Source organism: Prosthecobacter fusiformis, assembly GCF_004364345.1.
Lineage (GTDB): Bacteria > Verrucomicrobiota > Verrucomicrobiia > Verrucomicrobiales > Verrucomicrobiaceae > Prosthecobacter > Prosthecobacter fusiformis.
In genome coordinates this window covers 148,471-160,918 of sequence record NZ_SOCA01000009.1, presented here as the reverse complement: position 1 = coordinate 160,918, position 12,448 = coordinate 148,471, and the positions used below count along the sequence as shown (strand labels likewise).

Sequence of the window (12,448 nt, the reverse complement as noted above, 5' to 3'; positions counted from 1 at the left end):
TCTGGATGGTTTTAAATCGGTTAGTTGCAGCCACAGCCTCCGCCTCCCACTCCGCCGCCACCAAAACTCGCCTCGCGTGAAAAGTAGGCATGCATGGTCATCGCCAGGAGAAGGGAATCACGGTCCGTGCTCATCAAAGGATTCGCCAGGTTTCCCCTCTCAAAAGGCTTCACCCTAACAAGATTTTCTGAGCAACTGCTCAAGAGTGCGGTCATGGCAAAAGCCAGAAGGAGCATCAAAGGTTTCATCTCGGTTGGTCGTAGAGTTATTTGCTCAGCAGTTCCTCAATCTCCGCCGTGTATTCGGCCTCGGTCTTCGCACCTTTAAATCCCTTGTGAATGTGCCGGATCTTACCGCTGCGATCGACGAGATAGCTCGTTGGCATCGTCGGCGGATTAAAAAAACCGGCCGCTGCCTGTCCGGCATCATGCACCAGGGTGAAACCGGGTTGCTGTTTGGCTGCAAATGACAGGAACTTTTCCTTCTCCTCATCCACCCCGATGCCAATGATCACCAAGCCCTGAGCCGCATACTTTTGATGCAAGCGCGACATCGTGGCAAAGGATGCCTTGCAAGGCGCGCACCAGGATGCCCAAAAGTCCACTAAGACCACTTTACCCGCCGTTTTTGGCAGGGCGGATCCAGGCAGCAGACTGCCAAGATCCGGCAGAGCGGATCCGACCGCAGGTTCCCCCGCGACAATCATGGTTAGGCTGAAGCAGACGGTAATGACAAGACTGATGATGTATTTCATATGATTTGAGTTGGTATCGTTTTAAGCCGCTTTGACTTGGTGTTTGCTAAAATGCTCTGTCCCTGAAATCCCTTGTTCATCCTGTAGGCAGGCCTCCACTCCCGGAGCGTTCTGCACGAATTGCATCCCCTCCCGCCTGCCCAGGACAAACACACAGGTGGAATAGATCCCGGCCACAAGGCAGGTCGGTGCCAGGACGGTCACCGCCCTCAGGCCATGGCACACAGGCCAGCCGGTCCGGCGGTCCAGGATGTGCCCATAGCGCACCCCCTTATGTTCAAACCTCCGCGCATAGTCGCCTGAGGCACATACGGCATAGTTGGAGACCGCCAGACCACCAATGCAACGCTCCGTCTGGATGCCGTCCTGGATGCCCACATGCCAAAACGGATGCAGCCCGTTCCCGCCCATCGCAAAGATATCACGCCCCAGATCCACCAGCAGATCCTCAATCCCATGCTGCCGCGCTATACTGGCGATCTGGTCCACCGCATGCTCTTTGCCAAAGCCGCCAAAATCCAGGCCCATGCCCTTTCTTGGCAGCCGGATCTTTCCTGGACTCCTTTCCACCTCGCTCCAGTTACACAGGTCCAGCGCCTCCCGGATGGTCTCCTCATCAGGCAGTGCCGCATGCACTTTTTTCCAATCCCACACTCGCAGCAGGGGCAGCATGGCAGGGTCCAGCAAACCCGCAGTCAAGCGGTGCATCGCATCTCCGATGTCCAGCATCTGCTCCATCTCCGGGTCCACTTCCACCCATTGTTTCCCTGCTGCCTCGTTGATTCGGGTGACCATGGAATCAGCACGAAAGCGTGAAAACTTCGCTTCAAAATGACCCAGCCAGCCCAAGGCATCCGCCACAAATTGCAATGACCTTTTATCGTCATCGCATCGAAACTGGACACCGCAGGGTGCCCCCAAAGCATGGAAAGGAATACTCCGCACTCCACGGCTGTCCGGCGTGATCCGCATCGGTTGGTTTTGTTGGTGAGCGGACATGGTTTAAAATTCGATGGTCACGCCAAAGGTCCATATGCTCGCCGTCGGATAAGCCTGAGCAGGTGCCTGCTGTGATCCTGTGCCGCTCATGTCATAAAGCTCATAGGCGGCAGACAGGGAGATGTTATCACTCACACGCCAGCGGGCCTTCAGCCCAAGGCTCAGAGAGCTCATGGAGGAAAGGCGATAATCCGCCGAATAGTGTGGCCCCCTTCCGCTGGGATATTCCGCAGGGTCTGCCACAGACACATCATCCAGGGTATTGTGGAAAAAATCGGCCGCGTTCTGCCTGTAGTAACGGAAAAACGGCGTCAGCTCCAGCCTGCTCCCAAGCGCTTGCCTCCATTCCACCTGAAGACTCTGGGAAAACACACCATAATCATCGGTGGACAGCCTCACCGTCGCGTCCAACGCGGCTTGAAACTTGTCAAAAAACCTCGTTCCTTGCAATTGCAACACCCCTCGCAGCCTGCTGTCCGGGCGATTTTCCCGATACAGGTTTGTCGTCGGGAAATCAATCATCCCTCCCATTCCATCGGAAACAGAGACAATGTCTGTGCGCTGGATGGCCTTATACGGATCATTCAGATATCCTTCGCTGTATCCCACCGTCAGGTTCGCAGCCAGCACCGTGTTTTTGTCCAGCAGCTGGGTCACCCCAAAGAAAAGGTCATAACTCTTTTTTGACTGATCCTCAATCCCCAGCACCACAATGGAATCGTCCAGGTAATTCAACCCCATAGACAGCGTCGTATTCTTCTGGTTTAACTCCCAGCGGTCACTCAGAGACAGCCCATACGAAAGGTAGTCATGTTCCTTGCTGCGGGAAAACTCCACCTCCACCCGATGGTCTCCAAACTGATGCGACAATGCACCCAGGATCCCATTACGCACATCCTCCACGTCCGAAAGAAATGGCTGGGTGCCCCCCGGCAGTGCCCCCGTCGGCGATGCGCCACTAATGGCATCTCTCAAGAGCTGGAATTTAAACAGGGTTTCATCCGTGAGATTCATTTCACCACGGTAATACCAGGACTCCACGGCTATGCGGCCATTGGCCTCCTCATAGGTCTGATAGCTGGAGTCAAAGCGCAGATGTTCAGCCGCACCCAGGGAAATCGTGGGCAGCAGCAGCGGAGCCAGAGTACGGGGTCTCATCAACGGCTTGTTTATAAGTTCCCGCATGAAAGTCTCGGGATGGGCTGGCTTGGTAATGGACATGTTGGACGGAGCGGTGAAGAAATTGTGGCTGTCATCAGGGCAGGGTTGTGCTGGCCTGTAGTCGCCTCTGCATGGATATTGAACTGCATGCCCATGAAGCACAGGGAGGGTGAAGAGACAGATGTGGCGCTCGTACGGCTGAGCCACCCCCTAACAAATGATGATTTGCATTTGCTTCTCTAACCGCTCATGGGACCGACATGGGCCACCGGGCTGAAGAAGCACGCGGTATGGCGGCACGCGCATTTCTCACCTCTCAAACCAGCATCTGCACCGTACCCCAATTCTCCTGGCGGTGCTTCAGACAAGCTTGGCCCAGGTCATTCATCCTTGCCTGTGCTTCGTTATCCGAATATCTGGGAAAGCTGAACACCAGCTTTTCGGTCGCCCCGTAGTTGAGCATCTGATTGCTTTTCGCCAGTCCCTTGAGAGAATGATCTTCGGAAGTTATGCTGACCCTCATGTGCGCTGACAGCAGGCAGTGATCTCCCTCATGATCTGGTCTGCAAAGGGTGACCATGAATTTGGCCACCCGATTCTCATGATCACAAACAGCCGGTGTATAATTCCCCGCATCATGATGGAGCAGCAGATGGGTCCCGCGATCCGATTCCCGGACCTGGATGCTATGGCTGCCATCATACACCGCCAGCATAACAAATATTGCCGGAAGCATGGATGTACCGGTGAAGGCATAAACCAACATCAAGATCGCAGAGATGATTTGTTGTTGAAGCCTCATAAAAGGATGCAGCCCCATCTTCGCTGGGTATTCCTGCGCTTGCAAAGACTTGTCGATAAATGACCGAAATGTCATCTTAGGTTGATTTTGACACTCACTAGCAGTTGCCTTCCTCAGCATCATTTTATTCTTGATGCTCCCCGTCCTTCGTTGGACCCTCTGGATTCCATGCAATCCATTTTTGTCACCGGGATCTTTTTCTTGGCCTGCCACCTAGCCTACGCCCAGGCCTGGCCACCCAACCTCCAGCATATCCAAGTCCGCAGCTCTGCCGACCAGACAGAACAGCCTGCACTGGCGTGGTCTCCACCCGGCACGGAAGCCCGCCCCCTGCTCGTCGGGCTCCACACTTGGAGCAGCGACTATAAACAAAGCTCCAATGGCCGTGCCTACGCCCACTGGTGCAGTCAAATGGGTTGGCATTTCATCGCCCCCAATTTCCGCGGGCCTAACAACACACCCGAGGCCATGGGCAGCGACCTGGCCGTGCAGGACGTTGTTGATGCAGTGGAGCACATGAAAAAGAGCCAGGCCGTGGATACCAGCCGCATCTACCTCATCGGCGTCAGCGGTGGCGGCCATATGGCCATGCTTATGGCGGGCAGGCATCCGGAAATCTGGGCGGGCGTCTCAGCCTGGTGCGGCATCAGCGACATCGCAGCCTGGCATAGCGAGCATCTGAGAAACGGCCGCCCCGATGGTTATGCTCAGAACATCGAAGCCTCCCTCGGTGGACCGCCGACAGACGCACGATTGCAGGAAGCCATCAAGCGCTCGCCCCTGACTTGGCTGTCCCGGGCCAGACAGCTGCCCCTGGACCTCAATCATGGCATCCAGGATGGCCGCCTGGGCAGCGTTCCATTTCGGCATAGTTTGTTAGCCTTCAACCAGGCCGCTGCTGAAACCCTGCCGGACCAGGAGATTCAGAGCTATTATGAAACCCAGCAACGCCCATCCTCCTGGCCGGCTCCCGAGCCTGACCCTCTTTACATATCCATCCTTCCCCCCGGTTCCAAACGCCCTGGCTGGATGCCCGGCTCCACCGAATCCAGACTCCTGAAGGAGACCCTCCGCACCCCCAAGCCCGTTCTGTTTCGCAAAATCTCCGGCAGCACCCGCATCACCCTGTTTGATGGAGCGCACGAAATCATCTACAACGCAGGTCTGAACTGGCTCGCCGCCCAGCAAAAAGGCACACCTGTCGTCTGGGATCTCAAAAATCCCATCCTCCTGGAATCTGGTGACACCCAGTCCGGCCTTTGACTCCGTAACACAGGCATGCTTGAAGTCTCCTGCATCCCGGGCCATCACACAGCATGCTGAAAGCTTTCATCTTCGACCTCGACGGCACCCTCATCAATTCCCTCGCGGACATCGCCGAATCCATCAACCGTATGCTGGATGCCCGCAGCTACCCCCGCTGTGACATCGAAATTTTCAAACAGATGGTCGGGGACGGCATGGAAAAACTCGTCGAGCGCGCCCTGCCGGCAGCCCACCGCAACAGTGAACTCATCCGGATTTGTACAGAGGAATACCGGACCCTTTATAACACCCTGTGGCAGCAGCAGACCCTGCCTTATGACGGCATCGTCCCGGCTCTTGACTCACTCAGAGCAAACGGCTTGAAGCTCGGCGTCATCTCCAATAAAGCCCACCGTTTTACCGTCCCCATGACCGAGCACTTCTTCGGCCCTGGCAGCTTTGATATCATTCTCGGCCAGCGTCAGGAAGTCCCTCATAAACCCGATCCTGCAGGTGCCTTAGAAGCCGCCGCCTCCCTAGGAATCAGCATCCATGAATGCGCCTACGTCGGCGATTCAGGCATCGATATGCAGTTCGCCAAAAGCGCTGGCATGCTCGCCATCGGGGTGGACTGGGGTTTCCGCTCCGTCCAGGAACTCACCGAAAACGGTGCAGATCACATCATTTCCCAGCCGGGCGAATTGCTCGAAATCTTCGCCAAATCGTGCTGACCCTTGAGTCAAGCGGAAATTAGGCGTAGTCTGCCAGACCATGTCCCATAACCGCATCCTGCGAATCACTCTCCAAAGCACCATCCTGGTGGCTGCTCTCGGTCTTTCATCCTGTAAGACCCCCACGGCGGAGCCTCCGCCCGCAGCAGAGGCCCAAAAGCGTACCGGACTCTTTGAATGGACCGGCGAAGGCAAGAGCATCACCTCCATCAAGATCAACGTGGATGAGCAGATCGCCTACCTTTACAACGGCAAGGACCAGATCGGCTGGACCTACGTCGCCACCGGCATCACCAGCTTCCCCACCCCCACCGGTGAATTCAAAATCATCGAAAAAGTCGCGGACAAAGTCTCCAACCTTTATGGCAAAGGCTACGATGCCAACGGCAAGCTGGTTAATTCAGATTTCAAACAAGGACGCGACCTCCTGCCACCCGGTGGCCGCTTTGAAGCCGCCAAGATGACCTATTTCATGCGCCTCACCAATGATGGCGTGGGCATGCACATCGGTCCCATCCCCCGCCCAGGCCGCCGCGCCTCCCACGGCTGCATCCGCCTGCCATCCAAATTCGCCGGCACCATCTATCGCAGCGTCACCCTTGGCACCCCAGTCACCATCGTCGGCAGCGGCCCGGACTACGCCACCTACCTGAAGCAGTCCAACGCCAAGTCCAAAGCCAATGCCGCCAAGCTGGCTGCCGCCAAGGCCAAAGCCGATGTCGCTGGTCAAAAAGAAGCCACCAGCCTGGCAGCCGATGATCCGAACGGCCCTGGCCCTGATGCCTCAGCGACTACCCCGGCCACCACCCCTACCGGCACCACCACCATCACCACTCTGCCTGCGCCCACCCCCGCTCCTACACAGGCTCTCGAATCCGTCCCAGACGCACCCGCACCAGCCACCCCGGTTGAAGAGGTCAAGCCTGCCGAGCCCGCCCCTGGTCAATAACTAAACCATCCCCTTTTCCCAGGCGCTGCCCGTTCCCACGGTCAGCGCCTTTTTTGTGCACCACTCCTCACTCTTCCCCCTTAAAGTAGTCCACCTCGTTCATCTCAAAGCACTTCTTCTGGGGCTTCAAGAGCCACTTGCCCGACTCTGGATAATGGATCGCATCCGCCTGGGGCTGATCCGCGATCACCATAAAAGTCAGCTCCTCCTCCGTATGGTTGATGATCTGGTGCGCCTCCCCCGGCGGAAAGACCAAATAATCCCCCGCCTGGATCGATTCTGTTCCCTTCGGCCCGCGCACCTGGCCCATTCCGGAGAGAATATAATAAGCCTCCCACTGCGCCGAATGCTCATGCAGCGGAAAATTGATTTTCCCCGGTGCCACCCGGTGGATCTCCACCTCAAACGGATGTCCCCCACCCCAAGTCCCCGTATCCTTCGGGCAACCCGCCGCCTGCGAAAGCCCCCGCCTCATCACCCCATACTTCCTCTGTGGCGAATTTTGCGTGTTCCAGGGCAGATCTTCAGAGTGGGTACGGTTCATGGAGAGGGACTTACTATATAATTTAGCAACATGATAGGTTGGACCGAAGTTTGACCCGGCTGTGCAACTGAAGGTTTAAGCTTTAACGGCAGCCAGTCGGAAAAAGCACTATCCGCCCCACCAAAAGCTGTTAAAGGGCGCTGACAAGCCCCATGGAGAAGATTCACCGTCGTTTTTGCCTCGATCACAAATTCGTAATCCAGCGCGATCGCCTGAGGCCCCAGCCAACGCATCTTTGCGGATATGGCTGCGCCCTCACGATGAAAAGCCAGCAGTGTGGCAGGTTGCTCCGCTCCTTCCAAAACGAACGCGCAGGCTCCGCCCAGTCCCGAAGCCGTGTCCTTCAGATCCGCCAGTGGTCGCTTTTGCCCATTCGCATCCCACACAGCCACCACAGGTGAGCGGAATGTAGTCACATAGCTCATGCGCACGGTCCGGGCCTCCGCATCTGGATTGTAAAATTTATCCTGCCATACGGTAGCTGCTCCACCTTCAAGATTATGATCCTGGCGCTGCACCATCACCGGGGACATGGGGTCATGCAGGACGATGGCAGACCGCATCACCAGTTTTCCGTTGTAATGAGGCTGCAACAAGGAATCAGGCAGCCTCATCCTTGCAGGGCGTCCCTCAAACCAGATTTGATAGACACTCGTCGCTCCCATTTCCCCATATCTCCCCTTGTCATGTTGCTCTGCCCAGGTAAAACCCAGGCCGTCCAGGTCTCGTTTCGTTTTAGAATCACTGTTCTCCTCGTCCATCGTGGAGGAGAATTGAGGAAGCTTCACATGATCAGGACTCCCCAGATCAGGTCGGCCAAAATTGAGGATCTGGGCGTCATTTCCAGGAGGCACATGGTAGCCGACCTCGGCATGGCTGGGAAAACCAGTCACCGCATCAATCCCCCCCTCAGTATAACGTCGGACCAGACTTACACCATGCGCCAGCCAGCGTGTCTCACCGGGCGGAATCTCTGCGGTATAAGTGACCAGCAGCTTTTTGCTCATCGCATCCCATTGCACCTGGGGAGACTGCTTCTTGACGATCGTCTGCACACGCACAGCCGCCAGCGTTTCCCCCACTTTTCCAGACCCTGAAGCCGCGATCCAGAGGTCATCCTTCCCCAGTGAAAACCGCCCGTCTTGTGGGATGGTTAACGGCGCATCCGGAGTTGTCAGTAGCCCTTTGGCATCAGCCGGATACTCGATTTCAAAACTGATCTCGGTCTTCACTGCTTTGTCAGTTACATTGGTAAAGCTGTCCACCGCATGCAGAATATTTTCTGCCATCATGAACATTGCATGCACACCCAAGTGGCGGCTCACCCACACCCCCTCCCCTTCGATCACTCCAAAATGATCCAGGGCAAATGGGCTGCGTATCAGCTCCTTTTCTGCCTTGAAGTAGGATACCCGCTGGCTGACAAACGGCTTTCCATTCACTTTCAGTTTCCCAAATGATGGCAGGCGGGATTCTACCGCGCAGGAACCGTCTGGACGGAAAGTCCATAGATGACCTTCCGCATCGGGCACAGGACCAGATGGCTCTTCTTCAGCTTGTGCCACCTTAGGACGCACTCTCGGAGCGCTTGAAGCCACCACCGGAATTTCCGCAGGCGGCGGAGCTGCCGCGATCATCTTGTCCACATCCCACAGGGAAATCGCCGTGTTCCCATGTCCCACCGCCAGGGTCTTTCCATCCGGGGAAAAGTCCAGGCAGTTCATACTCATCCCAGGCAGCATCTGCAAAGCTAGCATCTGTGCCGAATCAAGGTCCCAAAGACTCACGTAATTGATGCCGTGCAAACGGTCTGACATAAAAGCCGCCACCATTTTTTCATTCTTGGTGACCGCTGCTCCAAACGCTCCTTGGATGTAGGTATGGCTAAAATCCACATTCCCCTTCATTTTACGCAAAGTCTGTGCCACGGCTCCAGTTCCTGCATTAATGAACTGCACACCAGCCTTGCCCAGAGTTGCATACCACCGCCTGCCAGGAATCCACAGCCCCTTATACGAGGCATCCTTCATCTCGGTCAGTTCAGTTAGCTGATCCGTTTTCAGATTCACATGGAAAATTTCACCTTCCGAATTATGCAAACAGATATTCTGTTCATCCAAAAAGACCAGATGCTCATAGTCGCTGAATCTAGTATTCTCCAATGATGACAAGGTCTTGACCGTACCGGGTGCCGATACATCCCTCAGATGCACGCTCCCAGACGACACCGTAATCAGCTGACGGCCTGTTTTATCTGCAAAGATGCTTTGGTGCGTGCATGACTCGGCCTGGCTAAGCACTGTTCCAAAGGCCGGAACACCCAACTTTTTCACAGGCTTGGCAGGCGGCGGACCTTGTAAAGAAGGCATAGGCCAGCGCAAGTAGTCCCAGCCGTCACTGGCGATGATGTCCCGCATCCCATTGACCAGAACAAAAGCTCCAAACTGGGCTTGGGTCCGTGAGCTTTTGAGCGAAGCTCGCGCTCTTCGTGTGGGTAAATCCCATACGATCAGGCCATTGTGGTCTCGAGAGATCAGCGTTTTGCCATCAGGTAAAAAATTCACCCCCGATACCGGGCAGTCATGCTGGCTTTCGATGGAAGGCCGGTAGCTCCAGTCCCTCGTATTCCAGACACCGATGCCGCTGTGCTCCGCCACCAAAATCACTGACCCGTCTGGCGAATAAACGGCCCCCTCTGCACCTCCTAGTTCATCCTTGATCACCTTTCGTGCGGCGATGTCGATCACCTTCGCTTCTGCGGACGTGCTCACAAACAAAAACCGGCTGTCGGGTGAGAAAACCATCGGATTTAAAAATCTGCCGTTACCAGACCACACCCCCTGGGCACGGCCATCCAGGCAGGATTCCCACATACCTCTTTTTGCCTCCAGGATTTCATAGCTATCACTGCTGGATACAGCCAGGTAGCGTTCGTCCTTGCTACGCACCAGACGATGTAGATCACCCAAAGACAAATTTTCAAAAGGGGCCGGATCCAGTCTCAGTGGATTCAGCCTTACTTGAAATATTTTGGCCCCTTGGGACTCGGATTGCATAATCAGGGCAAACTCATCTCCCAAAGCCACCAGACAGCTCTCGGAGCACCTTCGCTCTTGATGGTTTGACACGACCAACCGGCTTTCTTCGGCCCCAGTTTCCGCATTCAATAAATGCAATGTGGACAGACCTTCATTGTAAGTGGCGGCCAGGACCCGCTTGTCGTCTTTACTGAAACAGGTGGCTACCAGCCTCGCATAATTGCCAGTATCAAAAGCGCACTTCCATATTCGCACGCCCTCAGGAAACCGAAAGCAGCTCACCGCATGAAATTCATTCTTGTCATAGTGATACTTTTCGGCGGGCGCGTAGGCTTGGGCACACAACCGGTCACCCGCTGCAGAGAGCGACCAAGATCCCCCCACGTTGAGACTGCCCTTGCATTTCGCCGGGGATGTTGCCGTCGGGTAGCTCCATACCTGAATGATCTGCTCGGAAGGGGGGATATGGATCCCTGTATTAGAAAAGAAAAGACGCCCGCTCTCATGCCAGACCATCCTGAGATCACGCGTATTCATCGGTGAGCCTATTTCAGGCTCTCCCAGATGTCCCAACAGTGCGGATGCTGTCCTCGGCTGAAATTCCACCTTCCACTCCGCAGGCGGCTCGGGCACATCCTGATTCTGGGCGGACAAGACTCCCGGCCACCACAGAGCTGCCAGCAAGATACAGGATAAAGACGAATTCATCATACAATTTGGAAAAGGGGAATGACTTGGATTCTTCAGGGCACACGCGGCACCGCCACAAAACGTTCATCCTCCGCTCCCCGGATTTTAAGCAATAGGATCTGAGTTTTTAGCGAAGCCAGCTGCGCTTTAGCCTCTGCCTGGTTTTTCACCGGCTTGCCATTGATCAGCAAGATCTGGTCTCCGGCACTGAGATGGACACCACGATCCTGGATTTTGAAATCCTTCGTGACCACCAGGCCTTTTATCTGGGGGGACAGCTTTAGCTTCATCCTCCAATCCCGGTCCACCTCCGCCACAAACAGACCGGGAGCCCACTCATGATCGGACGGCTCCGCCTTCGCTGCGATAGCACGCGCTGCCCTCAATTCGGGAGGGTCTCCCAGCTTAGCTTGAAGGCTGATTTCCTTCCCATCGCGCAACACCTGGAAAGTCGCTTCATCACCCGGCTGCTGACTGGCCAGACTGAGGCGAAATCTTGCCCCATTTTCCACCCGTCGGCCATTCACTTCAATGACCAGATCTCCCGAATGAAATCCAGCCTTCGCAGCAGCTTCATCGGCTTCCACACTGTTGATGATCACACCCCGCGCCTTCTTGGGCAGCTTCAGTTCTCCAACCAGTTTCGGAGTCACCTCCAGTGTATGCACCCCCAAAAAACCTCGCACCACCCATCCATGGCGGTACAAATCTCCGGCGACTTTTAGCACCAGATTGGCCGGCACGGCAAAGCCGATGTTATCTCCCCAGTAGCGGGCCGTATTAATGCCGATCACCCTCCCCAATCCATCCAGCAAAGGCCCTCCCGAATTGCCAGGATTGATCGCCGCATCCGTCTGCAAAAAATCTTCCATCCCTCCGTCAATCAGCCCCAGTGTACCCCGGCCTGTAGCACTGATGATACCCAGGGTGATCGTCTGCTCCAGCCCGAAAGGACTGCCGATGGCCAGCACTACATCCCCTGGACGCACCACGCTGCTATCCCCCAGAGTGGACGGCTTCAGACTCTCCGCCTCCATCTTGAGCACGGCGATGTCCGTCGCCGGGTCAATGCCCATCATCACTGCTTCCATGTCTTCTTCTCTCCCACGTAGCCGGATGTAAATCTTGTCCGCATCCTTCACCACATGGGCATTTGTGACGATCAATCCATCCTGAGTAAGAATGACACCACTCCCGCTGCCTTGATACTTTTCTTCTGAATCGTCATCAATGGATCTTCGTCTTGGGACAAGATCAAAAGGATTTTCCTCACTGTCCTCACGATCCTCACCTTTGCTCGCTCGGGAAACATACACTGTCACCACGCTGTCCCGCACACGCTCAATCACATCCGCATAGCTTAAAACCACCTGGGTCCGGCTTCCTAGCGGAGTAGCATCTCTCTGCACCACCATCTCACGTTCCTTTCCAGGCAGCGTCTCAGATTTGGCATCACACACAAAGCAATAGCTGAAAAATAGAAGCAAATTTCCTGTGGCGCGCCAGATAAGCATCTACCCTTCTAGGCCCATTTC

11 protein-coding genes are annotated in these 12,448 nt (G+C 55.5%); 3 read left to right on the top strand and 8 right to left on the bottom strand.

Features of this window, described 5'->3' with window-relative positions:
• Window positions 1-20: 20 nt before the first annotated feature.
• The 5 genes from EI77_RS19080 to EI77_RS19060 all read right to left on the bottom strand — a co-directional run bounded on the left by EI77_RS19080 (window position 21) and on the right by EI77_RS19060 (window position 3,791).
• The gene (locus EI77_RS19080) at window positions 21-215 is read right to left on the bottom strand and encodes a DUF4266 domain-containing protein (protein WP_208300412.1); all 195 of its coding nucleotides are present in this window, start codon (window positions 213-215) and stop codon (window positions 21-23) included.
• 50 nt (window positions 216-265) lie between these two features.
• Entirely contained in the window at window positions 266-754 is a 489-nt protein-coding gene (locus tag EI77_RS19075; protein WP_133796903.1) for a TlpA family protein disulfide reductase, read from the bottom strand.
• A 21-nt stretch (window positions 755-775) separates the two neighbouring features.
• A complete protein-coding gene (locus EI77_RS19070) occupies window positions 776-1,753 on the bottom strand; it encodes an FAD:protein FMN transferase (RefSeq protein ID WP_133796902.1) in 978 nt (325 codons plus the stop codon).
• Window positions 1,754-1,756: 3 nt separating this feature from the next.
• On the bottom strand, window positions 1,757-2,911 hold the full coding sequence (locus EI77_RS19065) for a DUF3570 domain-containing protein (RefSeq protein ID WP_166647366.1): 1,155 nt from the start codon (window positions 2,909-2,911) through the stop codon (window positions 1,757-1,759).
• A 319-nt stretch (window positions 2,912-3,230) separates the two neighbouring features.
• Window positions 3,231-3,791: a hypothetical protein gene (locus EI77_RS19060; RefSeq protein ID WP_133796900.1), complete on the bottom strand. Its 561-nt coding sequence runs from the start codon at window positions 3,789-3,791 to the stop codon at window positions 3,231-3,233.
• Between the two features lie 93 nt (window positions 3,792-3,884).
• On the opposite strand from EI77_RS19060, the gene EI77_RS19055 reads away from it, so the two are divergent.
• From EI77_RS19055 to EI77_RS19045, 3 genes are read left to right on the top strand one after another with little or no spacing between them, the layout of a single operon-like run.
• A complete protein-coding gene (locus tag EI77_RS19055; protein ID WP_133796899.1) occupies window positions 3,885-4,979 on the top strand; it encodes an alpha/beta hydrolase family protein in 1,095 nt (364 codons plus the stop codon).
• Window positions 4,980-5,032: 53 nt separating this feature from the next.
• Window positions 5,033-5,692, top strand: a complete 660-nt coding sequence (locus EI77_RS19050) for an HAD family hydrolase (RefSeq protein ID WP_133796898.1) — start codon at window positions 5,033-5,035, stop codon at window positions 5,690-5,692.
• A 40-nt stretch (window positions 5,693-5,732) separates the two neighbouring features.
• The gene (locus tag EI77_RS19045; protein ID WP_133796897.1) at window positions 5,733-6,641 is read left to right on the top strand and encodes a L,D-transpeptidase; all 909 of its coding nucleotides are present in this window, start codon (window positions 5,733-5,735) and stop codon (window positions 6,639-6,641) included.
• A gap of 67 nt (window positions 6,642-6,708) precedes the next feature.
• Here EI77_RS19045 and EI77_RS19040 read toward each other — a convergent pair whose 3' ends face one another.
• The 3 genes from EI77_RS19040 to EI77_RS19030 all read right to left on the bottom strand — a co-directional run bounded on the left by EI77_RS19040 (window position 6,709) and on the right by EI77_RS19030 (window position 12,427).
• Complete coding sequence (locus tag EI77_RS19040) at window positions 6,709-7,185, bottom strand: cupin domain-containing protein (RefSeq protein ID WP_133796896.1); 477 nt, start codon at window positions 7,183-7,185, stop codon at window positions 6,709-6,711.
• Window positions 7,182-10,877, bottom strand: a complete 3,696-nt coding sequence (locus tag EI77_RS19035; protein ID WP_133796895.1) for a WD40 repeat domain-containing protein — start codon at window positions 10,875-10,877, stop codon at window positions 7,182-7,184. The genes EI77_RS19040 and EI77_RS19035 overlap by 4 nt, the downstream gene beginning before the upstream one ends.
• A gap of 89 nt (window positions 10,878-10,966) precedes the next feature.
• Window positions 10,967-12,427: a trypsin-like peptidase domain-containing protein gene (locus tag EI77_RS19030; RefSeq protein ID WP_133796894.1), complete on the bottom strand. Its 1,461-nt coding sequence runs from the start codon at window positions 12,425-12,427 to the stop codon at window positions 10,967-10,969.
• Window positions 12,428-12,448 lie beyond the last annotated feature (21 nt).

Coding starts and splice junctions, on each gene's coding strand:
- EI77_RS19050 (WP_133796898.1), top strand. CDS start 5,033: ATGCTGAAAGCTTTCATCTTCGACCTCGACGGCACCCTCATCAATTCC.
- EI77_RS19060 (WP_133796900.1), bottom strand. CDS start 3,791: ATGACATTTCGGTCATTTATCGACAAGTCTTTGCAAGCGCAGGAATAC.
- EI77_RS19075 (WP_133796903.1), bottom strand. CDS start 754: ATGAAATACATCATCAGTCTTGTCATTACCGTCTGCTTCAGCCTAACC.
- EI77_RS19080 (WP_208300412.1), bottom strand. CDS start 215: ATGACCGCACTCTTGAGCAGTTGCTCAGAAAATCTTGTTAGGGTGAAG.
- EI77_RS19045 (WP_133796897.1), top strand. CDS start 5,733: ATGTCCCATAACCGCATCCTGCGAATCACTCTCCAAAGCACCATCCTG.
- EI77_RS19055 (WP_133796899.1), top strand. CDS start 3,885: ATGCAATCCATTTTTGTCACCGGGATCTTTTTCTTGGCCTGCCACCTA.
- EI77_RS19040 (WP_133796896.1), bottom strand. CDS start 7,185: ATGAACCGTACCCACTCTGAAGATCTGCCCTGGAACACGCAAAATTCG.
- EI77_RS19030 (WP_133796894.1), bottom strand. CDS start 12,427: ATGCTTATCTGGCGCGCCACAGGAAATTTGCTTCTATTTTTCAGCTAT.
- EI77_RS19070 (WP_133796902.1), bottom strand. CDS start 1,753: ATGTCCGCTCACCAACAAAACCAACCGATGCGGATCACGCCGGACAGC.
- EI77_RS19065 (WP_166647366.1), bottom strand. CDS start 2,911: ATGAGACCCCGTACTCTGGCTCCGCTGCTGCTGCCCACGATTTCCCTG.